Below are 25,626 nucleotides of genomic sequence, written 5' to 3' on the forward strand. Positions count from 1 at the left end.
CTTCGTTCACGAGTCGAAGGGACGACCCCGGAGAGCGAGGCGGCGCGCGAGTGACATTGACGCTGGGTGACGATCGAGGGGGCGGCGGGAGCGTGCTTGGAGACAACCGGGATGGCACTGAGTGCCGTTCATTCGAGAGGTAGGGCGCTCTTCTGTGCGCTCATTTGAGCAGCACAAGCCTCAAGCGTGACAGGAATCACGTGCCGCGCGGCGCCCTGCCTCCGTCAATGGGCGTAGGGAGGCTGCGTCAAGATGATGACGCGGCGGGCGCGTGCCGCCGGGCAGGCCAGGCAGGTCGAGCAGCCCTGCCTCAGCCGCCGGAGCTGTCCGCCTCCGCGTCCTCGCTCAGCGCCGCGCACGCGTACGGGTCGTCGAGCCAGCCGTCCGGCAGCACCACCCGCTTGCCCGCGGCGGTACGGCCGCGCGGGCCGTCGGCGTGCGCGGGCCACGGCTGGTCGTGGTCCAGCTTGCCGAGCAGATCGTCGAGTTCGGCGAGCGAGGAGGCGGTGGCCAGGGCGCGGCGCAGGTCGGAGCCGACCGCGAACCCCTTGGTGTACCAGGGGACGTGCTTGCGGAAGTCGATCACCCCGCGTGCCTCGTCGCCGATCCACTGCCCGAGCAGCTCGGCGTGCCGCCGCATCACCACGGCCACCTGCCCGAAGTCCGGCGCCGCCGGCGCCTGGTCGCCGCCGGGTTCGAAGGCCGCCACCAGGTCGGCGAAGAGCCAGGGCCGGCCCAGGCAGCCGCGGCCGACCACCACACCGTCACAGCCGGTCTCCCGCATCATCCGCGCCGCGTCCTCGGCGCACCAGATGTCGCCGTTGCCCAGCACCGGGATCTCCGGGACGTGCTCCTTGAGGCGGGCGATCGCCGACCAGTCGGCGGTCCCGCCGTAGTGCTCGGCGGCGGTACGGCCGTGCAGCGCGACCGCGGTGACGCCCTCCTCGACGGCGATCCGGCCGGCGTCGAGATAGGTGAGGTGCTCGTCGTCGATGCCTTTGCGCATCTTGATGGTGACGGGCAGATCCCCGGCGTTGCCGACCGCCTCGCGCAGGATGGACCGCAGCAGATTCCGCTTGAAGGGCAGCGCGGAGCCGCCGCCCTTGCGGGTCACCTTCGGCACCGGACAGCCGAAGTTGAGGTCGATGTGGTCCGCCAGGTCCTCGGCCACGATCATCCGGACCGCCCTGCCGACGGTCTCCGGATCCACGCCGTAGAGCTGGATGGAGCGCGGGGTCTCGGCGGCGTCGAAGTGGATGAGCTGCATGGTCTTCTCATTGCGTTCGACCAGCGCGCGGGTGGTGATCATCTCGCTGACGAAGAGCCCCTTGACGCTCCGGCCGGCGGCGGCCGTCCGCGCCGACCCGTCGACGGCCGCCGCGCGGTCCCCGAACCCGCCGACGCCCTGGGCGAATTCCCGGCAGAGGGTGCGGAACGGCGCGTTGGTGATACCGGCCATCGGCGCGAGCACCACCGGCGGCCACACGGTGTGCGGGCCGATCCGGAGGGCGCCCGACGCGGGCGGGGCCAGGGTGGCTTCAGCGGTCATGGGGTCCATTGTCCCGTATCCGGCGAGCCGCCCGCGGCCCCCGCCCCCACCCCTGGCGACAACCCCGCCCACCCCCGGCCGGACCGCTCGGCAAGTCTCCGGACTACTCCGCCGCCGCCAAGGCCGCCGCGATCCGGTCCAGGGCCGCGAGGTCTTCGGCGGGCAGGGCGCGCAGCGAGGCGGGCGGGGTGCCGAGAATGGCGTTGGCGCGGTCCGCGGCGGCGTGGCCCGCCGCGGTGGCCGACACGATCTTGCAGCGACCGTCGGTGGGGTGCGGGCGGCGCTCGACCAGACCGCGCTTGGCGAGATCGTCCACGACCAGCGTGGTGTACGGACGGTCGGAGGACAGTTCGGCGGCGAGTTCGCTCAGCCGGGCCGGCGCGGCGGCGACCCGGCGCAGCACCTTGACCCGGAAGAAGCTCATACCGAGCGCCTCGGCGGCCTCCTTGCGGCGCTCGTTGCGCCCGAGGACCAGGGAGCGCAGGTTGTCCCAGACGCGTTCGGCGGTGTCCGCCGCGGTTGCGCCGCCGGCGCCGCCGGCACCGCCGGCGTCGGCCGCGCTGGCCGCGCTGTCACGGGGGGCGTTCGTCGTGGTCATCAACTACTCACCGTCATCAGCTACTCACCGGGACTCGGAGGGGCTCTTCCACGGGGACGAGCAGGGCGGCGGCGCGGTCAGCGGTGCCGCGGGCCCAGCGGCCCGTGGTGAGCGTACCGAGGACCAGTACCGACACTCCGCAGCCCGTGATGATCCACCAGGCCGCGTCGTGCAGCCCCGCGGCCAGGGCCGCGCCCACCACCGCCACCCCCAGCGACTGCCCGATCTGCCGGCTGGTGGAGGCGACCGCCGCGGCCACCCCCGCCTGCGCGCGCGGCATGCCCGACACCGCGGTGTTCGTGATCGGCGCGTTGACCAGGCCGAAGCCGATTCCGAACAGGACGTACGAGGTGAAGAGCAGGGCGTTGGAGGACTGCGCGTCGAACCCCGCGAACAGCACCCCGCTGGCGGTCATCGCCGTACCGGCCATGATCAGCGGGAGCCGCGGGCCGCGCGATCCCACCAGCCGGCCGGACAGCGGTGCGAAGACCAGGCACATCAGCGCCATCGGCACCATGTAGAGCCCCGCGTCGAGCGCCGAGAGACCGCGGTCGTTCTGCAGGTAGAGGGTGTTGAGGAAGAGGAAGCCGCCGAGCGCGGCGAAGCTGCTCACCGCGATGACGGTGGCGCCGCTGAACGGCGCGCTGCGGAAGAAGCGCGTGTCGATCAGCGGATCGGCGCGCCGTCCCTCGTACCGGGTGAGGGCGAGCAGCGCGAGCACCGTGACGGCGAAGCAGCCGATGATCAGCGGTGAGGTCCAGCCGGCGTCCGAGCCCTCGATGATGCCGTAGGTCAGGGAGCCGAGCAGGGCGATCACCAGCACCTGGCCGACCGGGTCGACGCGGCGCGCCCGCTGCGCCTTGGACTCCGGGATGTACCGGGCGGTGAGGACCAGGGCGAGCAGGCCGATCGGCAGGTTGATCCAGAAGATCGACCGCCAGCCGACGCTCTCCACCAGGGCGCCGCCGACGATGGGTCCGGCCGCCATGCTGATGCCGACCACTCCTCCCCATACGCCGATCGCCCGGGCCCGCTCGCGCGGGTCGGAGAAGGTGTTGGTGATGATCGACATCGCCACCGGGTTGAGCATCGAGCCGCCGACCGCCTGCACCATCCGGAACACGATCAGCCAGCCGAGGCCGGGCGCCAGGCTGCACAGCACCGAGCCGAGCGTGAAGAACACGAGCCCGATCCGGAAGATCTTCTTCCGTCCGAGCCGGTCGGCGGTCGACCCGGAGAGCAGCAACAGGGAGGCGATCACCACCAGGTAGGCGTCGATCGTCCACTGGAGGCCGGAGACCGAGGCGTGGAAGTCCTTCTGCATCGAGGGCAGCGCGACGTTCAGGATCGTGTTGTCGAGGCTGACGATCAGCAGACTCATACAGCAGATCCCGAGGACGAGCAGGCGTCGCCGGTAGGACGGTTCGGGCATACGGGGTCTTCCTGATCCGGGAGGCGGGGCCTGCGCGACCGGGTTCGGGCGGCGACCGATGGTTGTACGAACCTAACTATGTTAACCGTACAACTGATGGCGGCCCCCGCCGACGCCGCCGCATGCCGTACGGGCCCAGGTGGTGCCGGCGGTCCGGCCTGCGGCCCAGGCGCGTCACCCGCACCGGACAGCGAGCCGCCGCGGCTAGAATTGAGGAGTTCTCGCCGAGCCGATCACCCGTCAGCCGCCACGTACGAGGATAAAGGTCTCTTTCACGAACTCGTTCAGGATTCACGGCAAATAAAGGGGCGCCTTCATTCATTACCGCAGCCGCAGCCGCCTGCGGGCATCGATCCGGAGGCAGCCAATAGCGGATCGGTCGCGACCGGGCGGAGACCGTGCGGCCCGCCGGGGGAAGAGGTGGCGCGGGGCCGGCGGATCGGGCGGGACGGCAGGACCGCGCGACCACGGCATCGCCGTGCGTGACGAGGAAACGGGGCAAGGGGATCATCCCCGGGAGCACCCGGGGCCGGGAGCGCCCAGGCGAGCGGCGGCAGACCGCGGCGCGACGGATCACCACCGCGCCGCACGACGCCGCCTGACGATGGCGTGTTCATGTCACACAAACCCCACCCGACCCATTGGTACCTCCTGGAATCATCCGCACCGGCTTTGGCAGTCTTGATTTGTGCTGCCCCATGAATAACAATCTCCTTTAATTCAGTAAGCGGAAGACGAGTAATATTGGCCACCGCACACGTCGGGGGCTCCTGTGTCGCGCCATCGAACTCGTCTGCTCCGTTACCGATCGTAGCCGGGGGGAAATCGTTGGAGTTCTGCATCCTTGGGCACCTCGAAGTCCTCGCTGACGGGCGCGCGGTGCAGCTCGGTGGTGCGCGGGAGCGGACCGTACTGGCGATGCTGCTTCTGGAGGTCGGGCACGTCATCCCGGTGGAGCGGCTCATCGACGCGGTGTGGGACGACGACCCGCCGGTGACCTCACGCGGGCAGATCCAGATCTGCATCTCCAACCTGCGCCGCCGCGTCCTCGCCGCCGGCGGGGAGGACCTGATCGAGACCCGCAGACCCGGCTATCTGGTGCGCGTGCCGGCCGGAAAGCTGGACCTGCACCAGTTCGAGGCGGAGGTGGCCAAAGGGCACGCGGCGCTCGCGGCCGGGGACCCGGCGGAGTCCGCGCGCATCCTGCGCGACGCGCTGAGGCTGTGGCGCGGGCCCGCTCTCGCCGACGTGGAGAGCACTCTGGTGCAGCAGGGGGTGGGCCGGCTCAACGAGCGGCGGCTCGCCGTCCTCGGCGAGAGCCTGAACTCCGGCCTGCTGGCGGGTGAGCAGCACCGGCTGATCGGCGAGCTGACCTCGCTGGTGGCCGAGTATCCGCTGCACGAGCACTTCAGGGCGCTGCTGATGATCGCGCTCTACACCGCGGGGCGGCAGGCGGAGGCACTCGACGCCTATCGCAAGGTGCGCGAGGTGCTCCAGGGCGAGTTGGGCATCGATCCGGGCAGCGAACTGCGCGACCTGCACCGGGCGATGCTCGCCGGCACGTTCTCCCTCCCGGACGCGAACGGGGACCCGGACCGGTCGGCGGGCCAGGCCGGGTCCGCCGCGGGACCGGCACATGACGGCCGAAGCCGAAGCGACCGGGGGTGGAACGACGGGGGTTCGGATCCGAAGGGCCATGACGACGGCGACCGGGGCGGTCCGCGCCTGCCCGCCCGCCCCGAGCCGGCCCCGCTCGTCCCCGCCCCGCGCCACTCGGCCGACACCCTCGCCGACCCGCACGGCGCGAACGCGTCCGCCGAATCCGGGCCGGCCCAGGACCATGCGCAGGCCCTCCCCGCCCCCGTCCAGAGCGAGGAGCCCCGGCGCCGCGCCCCCAGCCTGCTGCCCGCCGACATTCCCGACTTCACCAGCCGGAGCGAGACCGTCGACGCCATCGTGCGGCAGATCAGCGGCGACGAACCCGGCCCTCGCGACCAGGCGGTACGGGTCTGTGTGATCGTCGGTCAGGGCGGCGCCGGCAAGACCACGCTCGCGGTCCACGTGGCACACCTGCTCACCCCGGACTTCCCCGACGGCCGGCTCTTCGCGCATCTGCGGGTCGGCGACCGCCCGGTGAACCCGTCCGACATACTGGAGCGCTTTCTGCGGGTCCTCGGTGTCGTCGGCCCGAGTCTGCCCAAGACGCTGGAGGAACGCGCCGAGCTCTTCCGCGACCTGGTCAGCGGACAGCGGGTGCTGATCGTGCTGGACGACGCCATGACGGAGCGTCAGGTCACCTGGCTGCTGCCCGGCACCGCCGAGTGCTCGGTGATCGTCACCAGCCGGCAGCGGCTCACCGGCCTGTCCAGCGCCGGCCGGGTGGAGATCGGCGCGCTCAGCGAGAGCGGGGCCGCCGCGCTGCTCGCCCGCTATGTCGGCGAGGACCGGGTGGTGGCGGAGGCCGAGAGCGTCGCCGAACTCTCCCAGCTCTGCGGGCGGTTGCCGCTGGCCTTACGGATCTGCGCGGCACGGCTCGCGGCCCGCCCGCACTGGAGCGTCGCCGACCTCGTCGACCGGCTGCTGGACGAGTCCCGCCGGCTGGACGAGCTGAACCACGGTGAGATGCAGGTCAGGGCGAGTATCTCGCTGACGTACGACAGCCTGCCCGACGACGCCCGGCTGCTCTTCCGCCGCCTCGCGCTGCTCGACGTGCCCAACTTCGCCGCCTGGGTGGGCTCCCCTCTGCTCCAGGTCGACGTGCTGCGCGCGCAGGAGGCGCTCGAAGTCCTGGCCGAGGCGTATCTGATCGACGCCACCCCGGACCCCGGCGGCCATGTCCGCTACAGCTTCCACGACATCATGCGGCCGTTCGCGCAGGAGCGGCTGGCGGAGGAGAGTTCGGAGGAGCGCCTCGGCGCGCTGGAGCGCTGGCTCGGCGCGATGCTGTCGCTGACCGGTGAGGCGCACCGCCGTGAGTACGCCGGTGGTTATCTGGAACGCCGCAGCTCGGCGACGCGCTGGCGGTTGCCCGACCGTCTCGTGGAGCGGCTGCTGTCCGACCCGCTCTCCTGGTACGAGCAGGAGCGCACGTCGATCGTGGCGGCCGTACGGCAGGCGTCGGCGGCCGGCCTGGTCGAGCACTGCTGGGACCTGGCCCTCAGCTCGGTGACGCTCTTCGAGGCGTACTCGTACTTCGGCAACTGGCGGGAGACGCACGAGATAGCGCTCAAGGCGGCCTGCCGGGCGGGCGACCAGCACGGCGAGGCGGCGATGCGCTACTCGCTGGGCTCGCTGCACATGTTCGAGCAGAGCACCGGTCCGGCGATGCGGCAGTTCGAGCGGGCGCACACGCTTTACCACAACCTGGGCGACGAGCACGGTGCGGCCCTCGTGCTGCGCAACATGGCCTATCTCGACCAGTTGGGCGGTGACATCGCCTCGGCGCGGGAGCGGTGGGAGGAGGCGCTGGGCGTCTTCCAGGTCACCGGTGACCGGATCGCCGAGGCACACGTCCTGCAGAGCCTGGCCCCTTTGCATGTGGACTGCGGCGAAACCGCCACGGCGCTGCGGCTGTTGGAGCGCGCCGAGGCGATCTGCAACGAGGTGGGCAACCGCCGGGTCACCGCGCAGGTGCAGAACCGCCTGGGCGCGCTGCATCTGCGGGTGGGGCGGCTGGACGAGGCACATGTCTCCTATACCAACGTGCTGGAAGGTGTGCGGGTCACCGGCGACCGGGTCGGCGAGTGCTACGCCCTGCTCGGGCTGGCGACGGTCGACCTGCGCCGCGGTGAACCGGGCGCGGCCCGGGCGATGCTCACCGAGGCCCTGGAACACGCGGTACGGGCCGGGGCCCGCATGGTGGAGGGAAGGATCGCGCTGACGCTCGCCGAAGTGCTGCTCACCTCGGACCTCGACGCCGCGCCGGAGTACGTCGAACGTGCGCTGACCGGCTTCGAGGCGATCGGCGCCACTCTCGACAAGGTGCGGGCGATGGTGCTGCGCGGCCGGGTCCACGCGGCGTCCGGCCGGCCGCAGGGCGCGCGGGCTGACTGGCAGGCCGCCGCCGGGATGCTCTCCGGGCTGCGGACGGACAAGGGCGATGTGGCGCTGCTCGAAGAGGTGCGCCGGCTGCTGGGCACGCTGGCCGACGGGAACGTCGAGCTGCCCCGGCTGCTGGCCGAAGCGGAACTGCCGGCGTGAGCAGGCCCCTTCGGGGGCGGGGTGGTCCGGACACCGGCTCCTGGCAGGGGTGACCCGCGGGACCGGCGCTGTTTCCGGTCAGCGCGAATCTGCCCGCTGACCGGGCGTCGTGGAGCGTGGAGCGGGCAGTGCCCGACGGTGCGGGCGTGCGACAAGGCAGCCGGGATCACCGGGTGTCACGGGGCGGAGGATGCCCGGTCGCATGGGCGGCCCGGACGCGCGGCGGCGTCATGGGTGCCGGAGGTCCGGCGGTGCGGACGTACCCGAACGCGCGGGTGTCATAGGTGCCGGAGGTCCGGCGGTGCGGACGTACCCGGATGCGCGGGTGTCATGGGTGCCGGAGGTCCGACGGTGCGGGATCGCCGTTGGCGCGGGCTTCGCGGGGTGACGAGGTGCCGGATCGAGCCGGGCGCCGAGCGAAGGGGCTCATCCGGCTGACCGAGCGGCGGTCGTCACGCGGTGGTACGGGGGTCGTGCTGGTGTGGTGCCGCGGCTGGTCCGTGGCAGCGCGTCAGTCCCAGATGGTGTTGTCGGTGGAGACGGTGGGGGTGGGGGTGGGGGTGGTGCCGTCGACCCGGACGACCGCGGAGTGGCCGTGGCTGGAGGAGTCCGACGAGGCGACCGCGATGCTGACACCGCCGGTGACGGCGACGAGCAGGGCGGCGGCGGCGATGCTGCGGCGGAAGGCGGAAACCGTCATGATGCCATCTCCAAGTCTGTGGAGGCCGCCTGTTGCTTTCCGGCGGCTCGATGACTACATGGTTCGGCCCGTCGCTTTCGGTCCGTCCTCGCCCGGCTATCACGTCCGCTATCGCAGCGCTCTCATCCGGCGGCCCGCGGCCGCGGCGGGGAGTGCCGCCTCCCGCGCCGCCCTCGGTTCGCTATCGTCCGGCCCGCGGGGACGATGGCGGAACGATAGGACGATCCCCCACCGTCGTGCCCACCAGGCGCGACATGGCGAAAGACGCGCCCGAACCCCGAGGCGGGACCCGTGAGTCTTTGCGTGCACATCGTGGACAGCGCGTTCGGCGTACCGGCGGCAGACGTCGACGTTCTGCTGCGCCAGCACGCCGGGGACGACTGGCGTGAGCTGGTGCGCGGCCGCACCGGTCCGGACGGCAAGCTGGCGATGCTCGGAGACCGGCTCATCCATCCCGGGATCTACCAGGTGATCTGCGATCTGGACGCCTATTACGCCGTCCTCGGCTCCTTACCCCTGCATCCCCGGGCCATCGTCGAGTTCCGGGTCTCCGAGTGCGACGCCGACGTCCATCTGCCGATCGTCGTGTCCACACACTCCTTCCTGAGCTATCGCGGCGCCTGAACTACCGCTGGGCGAGGGCGGGGCGGCGCGGAAAGAGCTCGGCGCCCAGCTCTTTCGCGGGTGCGCCGTCCGCCAGGGCGTCGTCCAGCAGCGCGCCGACTGTCGCGTCCGGCGCGGTGGCGGCGCGCAGCGCGCCGAGGGCGACGGTCCGCAGCATGCTGGCGACCTCTTCCTCGCCGAGCAGTTCCGGATCGGTCCGTACCGTCACTTCCACCCAGGTTCCGCCGTCGCCGTTGACCCGGACGTAGCAGGGGTGGCCGGCGTTGCGGGCCGGGGGCACCCAGGTCAGGGAGGCGTCGGGCGGCGTGCCGAGCGGGCTTTCCGGCAACACGGCGGCCGGATTCGCCGGCTCCGTCACGTAGTTGAACCAGCAGTCGTGGACGAAGAGCGAGCCGTCGGGTCCGGGAGCGTCCGTGGCCAGCCGTGCGGCGGCGTCGACGTCGTAGCTGCCGTGGCGGTAGGCGAGCAGCGAGTTCAGGTGGGCGCGCTTGAGGAAGGCGGACAGCGGGGTGTCCGGATCCACCGCGCAGACCAGCGGGACGAGTTGGTTCATGGTGCTGATGACGGGCTGCCACAGCGGGTCGAAGCGGTTGGCGCACATCAGGCTCAGCATGATCCGGCCGCGGGACAGCACCCCGGACAGCGCGGCGCCGGTCAGCGCGGTCAGCACGCTCTGCGGCGACACCCGGTGCGCGGCGGCGGCCCGCGCGACCAGCCCGGCCAGCCGGTGGGAGCGCAAGGTGGCCTGGATCCGCCGCTCGTCCGGACGGGGCGGGAGCGCCGGCAGATTGCTCAGCGGGCCGCCGGCCAGGATCTTCTGCCAGTACTTCGCCGCGCCGCGGCGGTGGGCGGCCCAGGCGTCGCCGTGCTGGAGCCCGGCCAGCTCACGCGGCGCCGGGCCGGGGGCTGTCGCCCCGTCGGTCGCCGGGCCGGCCGCGATCTGCCGGAGCTGCTCCTCCAGCGCACGGATCGCCCAGACGTCCACCACCATGTGCGACATCGAGACGGCCAGATAGCGGGGCCGGCCCGCGGCGCAGACCAGCGTGCCGTGCCAGCCCGGGTCGCCGACCACCGGGAAGGGCCGCGCGTACAGCTCGCGCAGCACGCGCGCACCGTCCGCGGGGGCCACCGAGGGAAGGTCGAGCCGGTCCACCCGGACCGGGATGTCGGGGTGGACGCGCTGGAAGGGCCGGCCGTCGGCGCCGGTGTGGAAGGTGGTGCGCAGGCTCTCGTGGCGGCGCACCAGTGTGCGCAGCGCGCGGTCGATCGCGGCGGCGTCCAGGCCGTCGACATCCCACAGCGCGGGGACGTTCACCTCCATCAGCCGGTCGGCGGCGAAGGTCTCGATCGAACGCCAGGTCGACAACTGGCCAAAGGTGAGCGGGGCATCGACGAACATGGTCCCTCCCTGACGGGGCGGTCGGCTGCGGTGGGCGGTTCGGTGCGCGGGCACGGCCCGCGCCGCGCCCGTCGGCGCGCGGAAGAACGGTGACGACAGGCGCGGCGCGCGGATGCGACGGCTCAACGGCTCGACGGCTCAACGGCGACCGGTGCCGCCCGCCTGGCCAACCACCGTGCAGACCACCCGGGTACAGACGACCTCGCGCATTCTCATCACCTCCCTCCCTTTCGGTGCCGACCATTTCCCGGCGTCGGCCGGACGGCTTACACCGGACGGCTTACCGCGGCGCCGGAACGAGGTGTCCCCGGCAAGGCTTCGGCCGCATCACACACTTCATCCCAGGCCGCCTCTCCTCGTCCATACGCGCGCGTTGGCATCAAGTTCCCGGTATTCCCTGCCACCGTGTCCCGGCCGAACTTCCTTGACCGGCCCGGCCGTTGCGGCCACGCTTCTGCCATGCCCACAGCAGCCGGGGCCACCGGGGAACCCTCACCGGCAGGCCGGCCGCAATTCCGGTCCCGATCAGCGCGACGCGTTTCACCGAACCGCCCCGACATCCGCTGACCCAGCCGGAAATCGACGCCACGAGCACCATATCCGCACAGTGAAACCGCCCGTCGTCGCCGTGCCGAAAAAGGCAATTCGGGAGCACCACGGAGCAATACCGGACGACGCGATCGTCAATACCCAATCCCTGAAAGGTGGGTCATGTCCGCACTGACTGAACGGCCCTCGACCGCGGAGCCGGTCGCCGTCATCGGCATGTCCTGCCGGCTGCCCGGCGCGAGCGGCCCGGAGGAGTTCTGGCGGTTGCTGAGCGAGGGCCGGGAGGCTGTCGCGGAGGCGCCCGCCGAGCGGCGTCCGACCGACGGGACGGGCCGGAACAGGCGCGGCGGATTTCTCACCGGCGTGGACCGTTTCGACGCGGAGTTCTTCGGCCTCTCCCCCGCGGAGGCGGCCGCGATGGACCCGCAGCAGCGGCTCGTGCTGGAGCTGGCGTGGGAGGCGATCGAGCACGCCCGGATCGTCCCGTCGGCGCTGCGCGACACGGCGACCGGCGTCTTCGTCGGGGCCATCAACGGGGACTACGCCCTGGTCCACGACCGACTCGGGGCGCGGGCGCTGAGCCGGCACAGCGTCACCGGCACCCACCGGAGCATGATCGCCAACCGGGTCTCCCACCTGCTCGGGCTGCGCGGCCCGGGTCTCACCGTCGACTCCGGCCAGTCCTCCGCCCTGGTGGCGATCCGGCTGGCCTGCGAGGCGCTGGCCCGGGGCACCGCGCGCACGGCGCTGGCCGGCGGCGTCAACCTCAATCTGCTGGCCGAGAGCGACCAGGCCCTGGAGCGCTTCGGCGCGCTCTCCCCCGACGGTCGCTGCCGCACCTTCGACAGCGGCGCCAACGGATACGTCCGGGGCGAGGGCGGCGCTCTGGTGCTGCTCAAGCCACTGTCGGCCGCGCTCGCCGACGGCGACCCGGTGCACTGCGTCATCCTCGGCGGCGCGATCAACAGCGGCACCGGCGAGCACCTGACCGTCCCCGACGCCGAGGCCCAGCGCGAAGTCGTCCGGCTGGCCTGCCGCGAGGCGGGAGTGGCGCCCGGCGAGGTCGCCTATGTGGAGCTGCACGGCACCGGTACGGCGGTCGGCGACCCGATCGAGGCGGCCGGCCTGAGCGCCGCGCTGGAGCTCGACAGCCGGCTCGCGCGGGGTGGTTCGCCGCTGCTGGTCGGCTCGGCCAAGACCAACGTCGGGCATCTGGAGGGCGCGGCCGGCGTGGTCGGTCTGCTGAAGGTGGCCCTCAGCCTCAGCCACCGGACGCTCCCGCCGAGCCTGAACTTCGCCTCACCGCATCCGGCCATCGCGGCCGGGCAGCCCGGTATCGACGTGGTCGCCGGTGCCCGTCCCTGGCCGGGCGCCGCCGACGACCGCCCGGTCGCGGGCGTCAGCGCCTTCGGCATGGGCGGCACCAACTGCCATCTGATCCTGACGGCGGCGCCTGGCGGCGCGGCGGAGCCTACGGCCGACGACCGCCCGGCGACCCGCGCCCGCGCCGGGTCCGCCGGCGCTCCGGCGGACGACACCTGCTGGCTCGTCTCGGCCCGCTCCCCCCGCGCGCTGACCGCCCAGGCCGAACGGCTCGCCGCCCACCTCGGCGCCCGCCCCGCCCTACCGGCCGGGGACATCGCGCTGTCGCTGCTGCGCACCCGCTCCGCCTTCGCCCACCGGGCCGTCGTCCTCGGCGCCGGCCGTCCCGAACTGGACGCGCGGCTGGCCGAGTTGGCCGCGGGCAGACCGCACGAGGCGGTCGTCACCGGGCACACCGCGGCCGGGCGCCGCGGCTTCGTCTTCCCCGGCCAGGGTTCGCAGTGGCCGGGCATGGCACGCGAACTGCTCGACGAGCCGGGGCCGTTCGCCGCGCGGATGGCCGAGTGCGCCCGGGCGCTCGCCCCGTACACCGACTACGACCTGCTGGACGTGGTGCGCGGCGCGCCGGGCGCCCCCGGCCTCGACCGGGTGGACGTGGTGCAGCCGGCGCTGTGGGCCGTGATGGTCTCACTGGCGGAGGTGTGGCGCGCCGCCGGGGTCGAACCGGACTTCGTGATCGGCCACTCGCAGGGCGAGATCGCCGCCGCCACGGTCATCGGCGCGCTCACCCTGGACGACGCGGCCCGGGTGGCGGCCCTGCGTAGCCAGGTGCTTCGGCAGGTCACCGGCGGCCGGATGCTGTCGGTGTCCGCGCCCTCGGAGCTGCTCCGGGCGAAGCTGGCGGACCACCCCGAGGTCACCGTCAGCGTGCTGAACAGCCCCACCTCCACCGTCGTGTCCGGTGCCCCCGACGCGCTCACCGCGCTGGCCGCGGCCCTCGACGCCGAGGGCTTCCGTACCAAGGTGCTCAAGATCGACTACGCCTCGCACTCCCCCGCCGTGGCGGCGGTCAGGGACCAGGTGCTCGACGTGCTCGCGCCGATCCGGCCGGTGGCGGTCGACACGCCCTTCTACTCCTCGCTGACCGGCGGCCGGATCGAGGACACCTCCGGGCTCGACGCCGACTTCTGGTACCGCGGTCTGCGCCACGCCGTCCGCTTCTCCGACGCCACCCGCGCCGCCCTCGGCGACGGCGGCGGCCTGTTCGTCGAGTGCGCCCCGCACCCGGTGCTCGGCAACGCGATCGAGGAGACCGCGGAGGACGCCGGCCACGAGGCCGCCGCCGTCGCGACCCTGCGCCGGGGCGAGGGCGGTCCGGCGCGGATGCTGCGCGCTCTCGCCGAGGCGTACGTGCGCGGCGCCGACGTCGACTTGACCCCGGTCGCCGTGGCGGCGGGCGCCCGGACGACCGACCTGCCCACGTACGCCTTCCAGCGCGAGCGGCACTGGGTGGGCGGCGGCCCGATCCTCGGTACGGCGGTCGCCGCGGGCACCGTCGCGCCCCAGGACGTCACCCCGGACACCGCGCCGGCCCCCGAGGTGCTCCGTACCCCCGAGGAGGTGCGGACCCTGGTCAGCGCGAGCACCGCCGCGATCCTCGGCCACGCCGACGGCGGCGCGATCGACCCGCGCCGCAGCTTCAAGGACCTCGGGCTGGACTCGCAGGGCACCGTCGAGCTGCGCAACCGGCTCAAGGACACCACCGGTCTGCGGCTGCCGACCACGCTGCTCTTCGAGTTCCCGACGCCGAAGCGGCTGGCGGAGCACCTGGCCGAGCTGATGGCGGACGCGGCCGCACCGCCCGCCGCGGTGTCGCCGGCCGTCACCGTACGGCCGCAAGGTCCCGCGGCCACCACCACCGCCACCGCCACCACAGGCACCGCCGACAGCTCCGCCGGCACCTCCGCAGCCACAGACACCCCCGAACCGATCGCCGTCGTCGCCATGAGCTGCCGCTACCCCGGCGGGGTCAGCACGCCCGAGGAGCTGTGGCAGCTCATCGCGGGCGGCGCCGACGCGATCACCGGCCTGCCCACCGACCGCGGCTGGGACCTGGACGCGCTGCTGGGCGCGGGCCGGGACCGGCCCGGCTCCCTCACCACCAGCGGCGGCGGGTTCCTGCACGGCGCCCCGGAGTTCGACGCCGCCTTCTTCGGCATCAGCCCCCGCGAGGCACTCGCGATGGACCCGCAGCAGCGGGTGCTGCTCGAGACCTCCTGGGAGGCCGTCGAGCGGGCGGGTATCGACCCGGGCACGCTCGCCGGGCAGCCCGTCGGCGTCTTCTTCGGCTCCATGGCCTCCGACTACGGCCCCCCGCTGCACCGGCCGAACGGCGGCGGTGACGGCCATCTGCTCACCGGTACGGCGCTCAGCGTCATCTCCGGCCGGGTCTCCTACACCCTGGGCCTGCGCGGCCCCGCGCTGACCGTCGACACCGCCTGCTCCTCCTCCCTGGTCGCGGTGCACCTGGCGGTACGGTCGCTGCGCGGCGGCGAGTGCGCCATGGCGCTGGCCGGCGGGGTGACCGTGATGTCCACGCCGGGCAACCTGGTGGAGTTCAGCCGGCAGCACGGGCTCGCCGCCGACGGCCGGGCCAAGGCCTTCTCCGCCGACGCCGACGGCACCTCCTTCTCCGAGGGGGCCGGGGTGCTGCTGCTGGAGAAGCTCTCCGACGCCCGCCGCAACGGCCACCCCGTGCTCGCCGTCATCCGCGGCACCGCCGTCAACCAGGACGGTGCCAGCAACGGCCTCACCGCACCGGACGGGCAGGCCCAGCGCCGGCTCGTCCGGCAGGCACTGGCCGACGCCCGGCTCACCGCCGACGACGTCGACGTGATCGAGGCGCACGGCACCGGCACCTCGCTGGGCGACCCCGTCGAGGCCAACGCGCTCATCGCCACCTACGGCAGCGTCCCCGACGACGGCGAAGCCGCCGCCGCGCGACCGGTCTGGCTCGGCTCGGTCAAGTCCAACATCGGCCACACGCAGGCCGCCGCGGGTGTGGCGGGCGTCATCAAGATGGTGCAGGCGATGCGTCATGAGACGCTGCCGCGCACCCTGCACGCCGACCGGCCGACACCCCGCGCCGACTGGGCGGCCGGACGGATCAGGCTGCTGGACGAGGAGCGGGCCTGGCCGCGCGGGGAGCGGGTCCGCCGGGCCGCCGTCTCCTCCTTCGGGATCAGCGGCACCAACGCCCACCTGGTGGTCGAGGAGCCGGCCGCCGCCGACCTCCCGGCGGAGCCGGGTACGACGGGCGGTCAGACGGCGGGCGACCGGCACGCCGGGGACCCGGAAGCCGGGGGCCGGGAAACCGCCGCGCCCGGTTCGCCGGCCGGTCCGCTGGCCTGGCCCGTCACCGCCCGCACCGCCGAATCCCTGCGGCACCAGGCCCGGCGGCTGGCCGCGGCCGCCGCCGGCCGGCGTCCCGCTGACGTCGCCCGCACGCTGGCCGGCCGCGCCGTCTTCGAGCACCGCGCCGTCGTCCTCGGCGGCGGCGCCGACGACCTGATCGCCGGGCTGCGCGCCCTCGCCGACGGCGCCGCCGCGCCCGGCGCCGTCTCCGGCACGGCCAGGGGCCGCGTCCGCACCGCGCTGCTCTTCACCGGACAGGGCGGCCAGCGGCTCGGCATGGGGCAGTCACTGCACGCCGCCTTCCCGGTCTTCGCCGCCGCGTACGACGAGGTCTGCGCCGCCTTCGACCCCTATCTGGACCGCCCGCTGCGCGAGGTGCTGTGGGCCGACCCCGAAGGACCCGACGCGGTCCTGCTGGACGAGACCCGCTACACCCAGCCGGCGCTCTTCGCCTTCGAGACGGCCGCCTGGCGGCTGCTGCGCTCCCTCGGCGTCGAGGCCGACGTCGTCGCCGGACACTCGGTCGGCGAGTACGCGGCGGCCTGCGCCGCCGGGGTGTGGGAACTCACCGACGCGGTGCGGCTGGTGGCCGCCCGCGGCCGGCTGATGCAGGAACTCCCCTCCGGCGGCGCGATGTTCGCGGTGGCCGCGAGTGAGGAGGAGATCCGCGGCACGCTGGCCGACCCGGCGTACGCGGCCCGGGCCGTGGGCCTGGCCGCCGTCAACGGGCCGCGCAGCTGCGTGATCTCCGGCGAGGAGTGGGCCTGCGAGGTGATCGCCGAGCACTGGGCCGCCGCCGGCCGGCGCACCAAGCGGCTCACCGTCAGCCACGCCTTCCACTCGCCGCTGATGGAACCGATGCTCGACGCCTTCCGCCGGGAGGTCGAGGCCACCGTCCCGGCCGAACCCCGGCTCCCCTACGAGGCGGCGCTGGGCGCCGACCGCTCCTGGGCCGATCCCGCCTACTGGGTGGACCAGATCCGTGACACCGTGCTCTTCGCCCCGGTGGTGGACCGGTTGGCCGCTGCGGGCACCGGCGTTTACGTCGAGGTGGGGCCGCAGGCGGTGCTCACCCCGATGGCCCGCGAGAGCCTGGCGGCCAGGGCCGGCAGCGTCGTACCGCTGGTCCGGCGCGGCCGGGACGAGCAGGACGCGCTCCTGCGGGGCCTGGCCGAGGCCTTCGCCGCCGGGGTCCCGGTGGACTGGTCGGCGACCGCCGCGGCCGGGGTGCGGACCGAGCTGCCCACCTACGCCTTCGACCGGCGCCGCTTCTGGCTCACCGACACCGGGACGAGCGCCGGGACCACCGCCTCGCTGCTGCCCCGGGCGACCGCGGTCGCGGCCGACGGCGGCCATCTGCTCACCGGCCGGCTGTCCCTGCGCTCCATGCCCTGGCTCGGCGACCACGCCATCGGCGAGACCGTCGTCGTGCCCGGCACGGCGTTCGTCGAATGCGCCCTGCGGGCGGCCGAACACGCCGGCGCCGGGACGGTCGGCGGACTCACCCTGCTCACCCCGCTGGCGCTGCCGCCGCTGGGCGCGGTGGAGGTCCAGGTCGCGGTGGGCGGCGAGGACGCGGACGGGCGGCGCGCGCTGACGCTGCACGCCAGGCCGGCCGACGACGCGGACGCGCCGTGGACGGCGCACGCGACCGGCCACACGACGGCCGCGCCGGCCCCGGTCCCGGACGCGAGCTGGGCGGTGCTCTGGCCGCCCGCCGAGGCCGAGGCGGTCGACCTGACCGATGTGTACGGGCGGCTCGCCGCCGCCGGTTACGGCTACGGGCCGGCCTTCCAGGGTCTGACCGCTGCCTGGCGCGCCGGTGGTGACCTCTACGCGGAGGTGCGGCTGCCCGCCGGACCCGGCTCCGCCGCGGGCGACTTCACCCTCCACCCGGCGCTGCTGGACGCGGCCCTGCACATCCTGGTGCTGACCGCCCAGGACGCGCCCACCGCCGGCCGGCCGGTCCCGTTCTCCTTCACCGGCGTCACCGTGCCCGCCGCCGGAGCCGACGCCCTGCGGGTGCGGCTGACCCCGGGCGACACCCCGGGCGACGGCGTGCGGATGGCGCTGTGCGACAGCGCCGGGCGGCCGGTGGGCGAGGTGACGGTGACCATGCGGGACGCCCCCGAGGGCTTCGGCCTCGCGGCGGGTCCGGCGGACACCGGGCTGTACGACGTGGTGTGGCGGCCGGCGCCCCTGTCCCCGGCTGATCTGTCGGCGGCCACCACCGTGGCCGCGCCCTGGGCGGTGCTGGGCGCCGCCGACGCGGCCGAACCGATCGCGGCGGCGCTGCGGTCCTCGGGACGCACCGCGTCGGTCCTGGCCGGCCTCGACGCGGCCGGCACCGGACCGGCACCGGCGGTGCTGGTCGTACCGCCCCCGCCGGACCCGGCCGCGGCCGGCGGCCCGGCGAGCGCGACCCGCGCGGCCGGCGACGGCGGCGGGGACGGGCCCGGCAGCCTCCCGGCCGTCGTGCGCCAGGTCCTGGCGGACGCCCTCGACCTGGTCCGGCGGCGCGCCAACGACCCCGCCCTGGCCGGCACCCGGCTGCTCTTCCTCGCCGACCCCGACACCCTCACCGGCGGCCCGCTGTGGGGCCTCATCCGGTCCGCCCAGACCGAGCACCCCGACGCCTTCGCGCTGTCCCACGCCACCGGCACCGACCCGGCCGAATGGCCGCTGCTGGCAGCCGCGTTGGACCGGCTGGAGCCGCAGACGGCGGTGCGGGCCGGCGCCCTGCTGGTCCCCCGTCTCGCGGTCCGCCCGACGGATGCCGCACCCGGCACCCCCGGGGCGCGGGCGGCGGGAAACCCGGCAGACCCGGCAGAAGGGGACGGCGCCCTCACCACCGGCGCCCTCGGTACCGGCACGGTGCTGGTCACCGGCGGTACCGGCGGCCTCGGCGCCCGGCTCGCCGCGCATCTGGTGGCGCGGCACGGCGTGCGGGACCTGCTCCTGGTGTCACGGCGCGGGCCGGCCGCGGCAGGAGCCGCCGAGCTGGCCGCGACGCTGGGGGCCGCCGGGGCGGCCGTACGGATCGAGGCCTGTGACGTCGCCGACCGGGAGGCGCTCACCGCGCTGCTCGCCTCGGTGCCCGAGGACAAGCCGCTGAGCGCGGTGGTGCACACCGCGGGTGTGCTCGACGACGGGGTGGTCGCGAAGCTGGACGGCGGCAAGCTGACCCAGGTGCTGCGGCCCAAGGCGGACGCGGCCTGGCTGCTGCACGAACTGACCGCGGACCGCCCGCCCGCCGCCTTCGTCCTCTACTCCTCCGTCGCGGGTGTGCTCGGCACCGCCGGGCAGGCCGGTTACGCCGCGGCCAACGGCTTCCTGGACGCGCTGGCCGCCCACCGCAGGGCCGCGGGCCTGCCCGCGACCTCCGTGGCCTGGGGCCTGTGGTCCGCGGAAGCCGGCATGGCCGCGGCGCTGAGCACGGTGGACCAGGCGCGGCTGGCCAGGATCGGCACCCTGCCGCTCGGCCAGGAGGAGGGCCTCGCGCTCTTCGACGCGGCGCTGGCCGCCGATCTCGCGGACGGCCGTACGGTGGCCGCCCGCTGGGACCTGGCCGGGCTCCGGTCGCGCGCAGCGGCCGACGGCACCCCGGTGCCGCCGCTGCTGCGCGGCTTGGTGCCGCCGCCCCGCCCATCCCGTGCGGCGGCCGGCCCGCGGCCCGCCGCCGCGCTCGACCCGACGGCTCACGCGCCCGCCGCTGGCCCGGCCGCACTGGCCGGGAAGCTGGCCGGACTCGACCGGGAGGCCGCGCACGCGGTGCTGCTCGACCTGGTCAGGGAGCGCGCCGCCCTCGTCCTCGGCCACGACCGGGCCGACCGGATCGAGGTCGACCGGCCCTTCACCGAGCTGGGGTTCGACTCGCTGGCCGCGGTGGAGCTCCAGGAGGGCCTGAGCCGGCTGACCGGCGCGCCGCTCCCGGCGACCCTGACCTTCGACCACCCGACCGTCGCCGACGTGGCGGCCCGGCTCGCCGCGGATCTCGCGCCGGCCGCGGCGCCGCCGGCCGGCGACCGGCTCTGGGCCATCCTCGGCGCCGCGCTGTCGGACCTGCTCGACGGCGGCACGGGGGCCGGCCCGGCCGACTCCCCCGCCGACCCCGAGGAGCGGGCCCGCACCGAGGCGCTGCTGCGGGCGGCGCTGAGCCGGCTCGGCGACGGCGACGACCGGGGCGACACCGGAGGGTCCGGCCGCCCGCTGAGCCCGGCACTGCCCGACGGCGGCCTGGAAACGGTCTCCGACGAGGACCTCTTCGACTTCATCGACAACCAGCTCTGACCATTCGCGACGACCCGGACTTCTCGTACTGGAGGGAACAGCTATGACGAGCGAAGAGCGGCTTCGCGAATATCTGAAGAAGGTTGTCGGCGACCTGGCCGACACCCGGCGCAAGCTGACCGAGGCCGATGACCGGGCGCACGAGGCGGTCGCCGTGGTCGGCATCGGCTGCCGGTACCCCGGCGGGGTCGAGGCCCCGGACGACCTGTGGCGGCTGGTGGACTCCGGCACCGACGCCACCAGCCCGTTCCCCACCGACCGCGGCTGGGATCTGGAGAAGCTCTACGACCCGGATCCCGACACCCCCGGCACCAGCTACACCCGACGCGGCGCCTTCCTCCAGGACGCCGGCGACTTCGACGCCCCCTTCTTCCGGATCAGCCCCCGGCACGCGCTGAGCACCGACCCGCACCACCGGCTCTTCCTCGAAGCGGCCTGGGAGTCCTTCGAGCGGGCCGGCATCGACCCGGCGACACTGCGCGGCAGCGACACCGGCGTCTGGGCCGGGATGATGTACGAGTTCTACTCGGCGCGCTTCCTCGGCGCCGTGCCCGAGGAGGTCGACGGCACCCTCCTGGTGGCGAGCACCCCGAGCATGCTGTCGGGCCGGGTGTCCTACAGCTTCGGCCTGGAAGGTCCTTCGGTCACCCTCGACACCGCCTGCTCCTCCTCCCTGGTCGCGGTCCACCAGGCGGTACGGGCCCTGCGCAGCGGCGAGTGCGCGCTCGCGGTGGCCGGCGGGGTGACCGTGATGGCCGAGCCCGACATGTTCGCCGAGTTCTCCCGGCAGCGCGGTCTGGCGCCCGACGGCCGCTGCAAGCCGTTCTCCGCCGACGCCGACGGCACGGTGTGGGGCGAGGGCTGCGGTGTCCTGCTGCTGGAGCGCCTCTCCGACGCGCGCCGCAACGGCCGGCCGGTCTACGGCGTGATCCGGGGCACGGCCGTCAACCAGGACGGCGCCAGCAACGGCCAGACCGCGCCCAACCGCCGCGCCCAGGAGAAGGTGATCGCCCAGGCACTGGCCGACGCCCGCCTGACGCCCCGTGACATCGACGCGGTGGAGGCGCACGGCACGGCCACCCCGCTCGGCGACCCGATCGAGGCCAACGCGATCCTGTCCGCCTACGGCACGCAGCACACCGCGGAGCGGCCGCTGCTGCTCGGCACGATCAAGTCCAACATCGGGCACACGCAGGCCGCCGCGGGCATCGCCGGAATGATCAAGATGATGCTGGCGATGCGGCACGGCAAGCTGCCCCGCACCCTCAACATCGACTCCCCGACCCCGCGCGTCGACTGGTCGGCCGGCACCGTACGGCTGTTGACCGACGAGGAGCCGTGGCCGTCCCGTGCCGACGCGCCGCGCCGGGCCGCCGTCTCGTCCTTCGGCATCAGCGGCACCAACGCGCACGTGATCCTCGAAGAGCCGGCGCCGCAGCCGGTGACCGACGGTCCCGCGCCGGCGCCCACCGCGGCCCCGCTCGCCTGGGTGCTCAGCGCCCGCGGCGCCGACGCGCTGCGCGGCCAGGCCGACCGGCTCGGCCGCGCGATCGCCGCCGACCCCGCGCTCCACCCGGTCGACGTGGCGTACTCGCTGGCCGCAACCCGCGCCCGCTTCGACCACCGCGCGGTCGTCGTCGGCCGCGACCGCGACGAACTCCTCGACCGGCTGGCCGGTTTCGCCCAGGGCCGAGACGGCTCCCCGGTGACCTCCGGCACGGCGTCGGGGACGGCCAGGACCGTGTTCCTCTTCACCGGGCAGGGCGGCCAGCAGCCCGGCATGGGCCGCGGTCTGTACGACGCCTTCCCCGTCTTCGCGGCCTCCTTCGACGAGGTGTGCGACGCGCTCGACCCGCATCTGGAGCGCCCGCTGCGCGAGGTGATGTGGGCCGAGCCCGGCACGCCGGACGCCGCCGAACTGGACCGCACCTACTACACCCAGCCCGCCCTGTTCGCCTACCAGGTGGCCGTCTTCCGGCTGCTCGGCTCGCTCGGCCTGGTCCCCGACCGGGTGGCGGGCCACTCCGTCGGCGAGATCGCCGCCGCCCATGTGGCCGGCGTCTGGGATCTGGCGGACGCGGCCGCGATGATCACCGCCCGCGCCCGGCTGATGCAGGAACTCCCTCCCGGCGGGGCGATGTTCGCGATCTCCGCGGCCGTCGCCGAGGTGACCGCCACGCTGGCGGGCAAGGAGCACCTGGCCCAGATCGCGGCCGTCAACAGCCCCGGCGACGTGGTGGTCTCCGGCGACGAGCAGACCTGCGCCGCGATCGCCGCGCACTGGGCGGAGCAGGGCCGCCGCACCCGCCGGCTCACCGTCAGCCACGCCTTCCACTCGCCGCTGATGGAGCCGATGGTCGACGCCTTCGGCGCCGTACTGGCCCGGCTGACCTTCCGCCGGCCCACCCTCGCCCACGAGGTCAACCTCGGCGCCGAGCAGAGCTGGACCGACCCCGGCTACTGGACCGACCAGGTCCGCCAGGCAGTCGGCTTCGCCGACATGACGGCCAGGATCGACAGCGCCGGCACCGACGTCTACCTGGAGATCGGGCCGCGCCCGGTGCTCTCCGGCATGGTCCGCGCCTGCCTCCCCGACACCAAGGCCGTCGTCACCGCCGTCTCCCGGCGCACCCTGGCGGAACCCGAGGGACTGCTCACCGCGCTCGCCGAGGCCTACGCGGCCGGCGCGCCCGCCGACTGGAGCGCCGCGGCCCCCGGCGGCCGCCCCGTCGAACTGCCCACCTACGCCTTCGACCACCGCCGCTACTGGCTGCTGCGGACCCCGCCGGCCGCCGACGCGGCCGCACTCGGCCTCACCGAGCTGCGCCACCCGCTGCTGTGCGCGGCGGTCGCCGTCGCCGACGGCGGACTCGTCGCCACCGGCCGGCTCACCGCCGACGACCTGCCCTGGCTCGCCGACCACGCGGTCGGCGGCGCGGCGATCGTGCCCGGTACCGCCCTGCTCGACATGGTGGTGGAGGCGGCCGCGCGGATCGGTTACGACCGGGTGGCGGAACTCACCTTCGAGGCACCGATGCCGCTGCCGGCCACCGGGGCCCTGGACCTCCAGGTCGCCGTCGGCGGTGACGGCACGGTCGGGGTGTACGCCCGGCCCGACGGCGAGGAGAGCTGGACCCGGCACGCCGCGGGCAGCGTCGCCGCCGGCTCCGACGAACCGGAGAGCTGCGCCTGGGCCGCCGTGTGGCCGCCGCAGGACGCCGCGCCGGTCGACCTGGACGCCGTCTACGAGCGCCTGACCGAACGCGGTTACGGCTACGGCCCGGCCTTCCGCGGGCTGCGCGGCGCCTGGCGCCGCGAGGGCGAGCTGTTCGCCGAGGTCGAGATCCCGCTCGGTGCGGAGCAGGACGGTTTCGGCCTGCACCCGGTCCTGCTCGACTCCGCGTTCCACCCGTACGCCGCCGAGGGCGAGGGGGACGAGTTGCGGCTGCCGTTCGTCTTCCGCGGGGTGCGGCTGGCCGCGGTCGGCGCGTCGGTGCTGCGGGTACGGATCGTCACCGAGGGCGCCGACCAGTTGTCGCTGGCCGCCGCCGACGAGAGCGGCGGACTGGTCCTTGCCGCCCACGACATGCGGGTCAGGGCCGTCCCGGCGGCCGCCGTACGCGCGCTGGCCGGCAGTGCGGCGGCCCCGGAGAGCTACGACGGCCTGGAATGGACCGAGACCCCGCTGGCCGCGGTGAGCCCCGGCAGCTGGGCGGCACTGGGCGCACCGGTCGCCGGCCTCCCCCACCACGCCGACCCCGACGCGCTCGCCGAGTCCGGCTCCCGGCCCGACTACGTCCTGCTCGACTGCGAGGCGCTGGGATCGGCCGAGGCCGCCCAACTGCCGGACGCCGTACGGGAGGTGACCGGCCAGGTGCTCGGTCTGCTCCAGCGGTGGACGGCCGGGCCGGCCTTCGCCGGCTCCCGGCTGGTGCTCGCCGTCGAACCCGGTTCGCTGCGCACCTCCGGAGTCGTCGGCCTGGTGCGGGCGGCGCAGGCCGAGCACCCCGGCCGCCTGCTGCTGGCGGTCGTGCCCGGCGGCATCGCCGCGGCGGGGGCCGGCCAGGGCCGGGCGGAGGCGCTGCTGGCCGCGGCGGCCGAAGCCGACGAGCCGCAGGTGCTCCTGGACGGCGGCCGGACCCTGGTGCCCCGGGTCGCCCGCCGGGTGCCCGAGCCCGCCGTCGAACCGGCCTTCGGTGACGGCACGGTGCTGGTCACCGGCGGCACCGGCGCACTGGGCGCGGTGGTCGCCCGGCGGCTGATCGAACGCTTCGGCGTACGCCACCTGCTGCTGACCTCCCGGCGCGGTCTCGCGGCCCCCGGCGCGCGGGAACTGGCCGACGAGCTGGCCGAGTCGGCCGGCGCGGGCGCCACCGTGCGGATCGAGGCCTGCGACGTCGCCGACCGCGGCGAGCTGACCGCGCTGCTGGCCTCGGTGCCGGCCGAACACCCCCTGACCGGTGTGCTGCACGCGGCCGGGGTCCTCGACGACGGGCTGCTGGCCGGCCAGACGCCGGAACGCCTCGCCCGGGTGCTGCGGCCCAAGGCGGACGCGGCCTGGCTGCTGCACGAACTGACCGCGGACCGCCCGCTCGCCGCCTTCGTCCTCTTCTCCTCCGTCGCGGGCGTGCTCGGCAATGCCGGGCAGACCACCTACGGCGCCGCCAACACCTTCCTGGACGCGCTGGCCGTCCACCGGCGGGCGGCGGGTCTGCCCGCGGTCTCGGTCGCCTGGGGCCTGTGGTCGACAGCGGGCATGGGCTCCGCGCTGACGGCCGCCGACGAGGCGCGGCTGGCCAGGATCGGGGTCGCGCCGCTCGACGAGCGGCAGGGTCTGCGCCTGCTGGACACCGTACTGACCGACCCCGGCGCCGAGGCCGCCGTCGTGGCGTCCCGCTGGAGCCTCAGCGGGCTGCGCGCCGCACAGGAAAGCGGCGAGCGGATCCCGCAGGTCCTGCGCGGTCTGGTCCCCGCGGGGCGGCGGACCGCGGACGGCGCCGGCGCCCGGCCGGCCGGCGGCAAGACCGCGGGCACGCTGGCCACGACGCTCGACGGCCTCACCGGCGAGGCCGCGAAGGCGGCGGTCATCGCCGCCGTCCGCCGCCACGTCGCCGCGGTCCTGGCGCACGGCGCGCCGGACGCGCTCGAGGCGGACCTGCCGTTCATCGACCTCGGCTTCGACTCGCTGACCGCGGTCGAACTGCGCAATCGGCTCCAGAAGGACTCCGGTCTCGACCTGGCCCCGACGCTCGTCTTCGACCACCCGACCATCAGCGCCCTGGCCGAGCACCTCGCCGGCGAGCTGGTCCCGGCTCCGAAGGATGACGTGACCACCATGGAAGAAGCCCTCGCCGCCATCACCGGCTCTTTCGCCGGCGACCTCAGCTCGTCCGCACCCGCGCTGCGGGACCGCCTGGTGGTGGCCCTGCAAGAAGCCCTCACCCGACTCGGGGTCCCGACGGACTCCCCCGGCACGGTGCTGGACGAGGCCTCCGACGAGGAGATCTTCGCCTTCATCGACGCGCAGGCCTGACAGCGCACCAGCGAC

The 25,626-nt window shown here is 74.6% G+C and carries 8 protein-coding genes and 1 pseudogene; 4 read left to right on the forward strand and 5 right to left on the reverse strand.

From position 1 onward, the window contains the following. Positions 1 to 310 precede the first annotated feature (310 nt). The 3 genes from dusB to OG519_RS09470 form a co-directional block, all read right to left on the reverse strand. On the reverse strand, positions 311 to 1,549 hold the full coding sequence (gene dusB, locus OG519_RS09460) for a tRNA dihydrouridine synthase DusB (protein WP_405581185.1): 1,239 nt from the start codon (positions 1,547 to 1,549) through the stop codon (positions 311 to 313). 103 nt (positions 1,550 to 1,652) lie between these two features. Beyond that, entirely contained in the window at positions 1,653 to 2,147 is a 495-nt protein-coding gene (locus tag OG519_RS09465; RefSeq protein ID WP_405581187.1) for a MarR family winged helix-turn-helix transcriptional regulator, read from the reverse strand. Between the two features lie 16 nt (positions 2,148 to 2,163). Then, complete coding sequence (locus tag OG519_RS09470; RefSeq protein WP_405581190.1) at positions 2,164 to 3,579, reverse strand: MFS transporter; 1,416 nt, start codon at positions 3,577 to 3,579, stop codon at positions 2,164 to 2,166. Positions 3,580 to 4,407: 828 nt separating this feature from the next. On the opposite strand from OG519_RS09470, the gene OG519_RS09475 reads away from it, so the two are divergent. Continuing rightward, positions 4,408 to 7,779 carry a BTAD domain-containing putative transcriptional regulator gene (locus OG519_RS09475; protein WP_405581193.1) on the forward strand — a complete coding sequence of 1,124 codons (3,372 nt, stop codon included), beginning with the start codon at positions 4,408 to 4,410 and terminating at the stop codon, positions 7,777 to 7,779. Between the two features lie 511 nt (positions 7,780 to 8,290). Here the strand turns inward: OG519_RS09475 and OG519_RS09480 are convergent. Next, positions 8,291 to 8,479 carry a hypothetical protein gene (locus tag OG519_RS09480; protein WP_405581196.1) on the reverse strand — a complete coding sequence of 63 codons (189 nt, stop codon included), beginning with the start codon at positions 8,477 to 8,479 and terminating at the stop codon, positions 8,291 to 8,293. A 291-nt stretch (positions 8,480 to 8,770) separates the two neighbouring features. Here OG519_RS09480 and OG519_RS09485 point away from each other — a divergent pair, with 291 nt between their 5' ends. Continuing rightward, positions 8,771 to 9,103, forward strand: a complete 333-nt coding sequence (locus tag OG519_RS09485; RefSeq protein WP_405581198.1) for a hydroxyisourate hydrolase — start codon at positions 8,771 to 8,773, stop codon at positions 9,101 to 9,103. Between the two features lies 1 nt (position 9,104). Here the strand turns inward: OG519_RS09485 and OG519_RS09490 are convergent, their stop codons facing one another. Then, complete coding sequence (locus tag OG519_RS09490; protein ID WP_405581201.1) at positions 9,105 to 10,502, reverse strand: condensation domain-containing protein; 1,398 nt, start codon at positions 10,500 to 10,502, stop codon at positions 9,105 to 9,107. Positions 10,503 to 11,213: 711 nt separating this feature from the next. Here OG519_RS09490 and OG519_RS09495 point away from each other — a divergent pair. Together OG519_RS09495 and OG519_RS09500 are read left to right on the forward strand one after the other, a co-directional pair. Then, the gene (locus OG519_RS09495) at positions 11,214 to 20,078 is read left to right on the forward strand and encodes a type I polyketide synthase (protein WP_405581204.1); all 8,865 of its coding nucleotides are present in this window, start codon (positions 11,214 to 11,216) and stop codon (positions 20,076 to 20,078) included. Positions 20,079 to 20,139: 61 nt separating this feature from the next. Continuing rightward, positions 20,140 to 25,611: pseudogene (locus OG519_RS09500) on the forward strand (SDR family NAD(P)-dependent oxidoreductase); the annotation flags it as partial. Positions 25,612 to 25,626: the final 15 nt, after the last annotated feature.

Source organism: Streptomyces sp. NBC_01190, from assembly GCF_045039895.1.
Taxonomy (GTDB): domain Bacteria; phylum Actinomycetota; class Actinomycetes; order Streptomycetales; family Streptomycetaceae; genus Actinacidiphila.

What these genes read in the sequence shown, in the direction of transcription:
- OG519_RS09480 (WP_405581196.1), bottom strand. Translation starts at nt 8,479, where the DNA reads ATGACGGTTTCCGCCTTCCGCCGCAGCATCGCCGCCGCCGCCCTGCTC.
- OG519_RS09490 (WP_405581201.1), bottom strand. Translation starts at nt 10,502, where the DNA reads ATGTTCGTCGATGCCCCGCTCACCTTTGGCCAGTTGTCGACCTGGCGT.
- OG519_RS09495 (WP_405581204.1), top strand. Translation starts at nt 11,214, where the DNA reads ATGTCCGCACTGACTGAACGGCCCTCGACCGCGGAGCCGGTCGCCGTC.
- OG519_RS09465 (WP_405581187.1), bottom strand. Translation starts at nt 2,147, where the DNA reads ATGACCACGACGAACGCCCCCCGTGACAGCGCGGCCAGCGCGGCCGAC.
- dusB (WP_405581185.1), bottom strand. Translation starts at nt 1,549, where the DNA reads ATGACCGCTGAAGCCACCCTGGCCCCGCCCGCGTCGGGCGCCCTCCGG.
- OG519_RS09470 (WP_405581190.1), bottom strand. Translation starts at nt 3,579, where the DNA reads ATGCCCGAACCGTCCTACCGGCGACGCCTGCTCGTCCTCGGGATCTGC.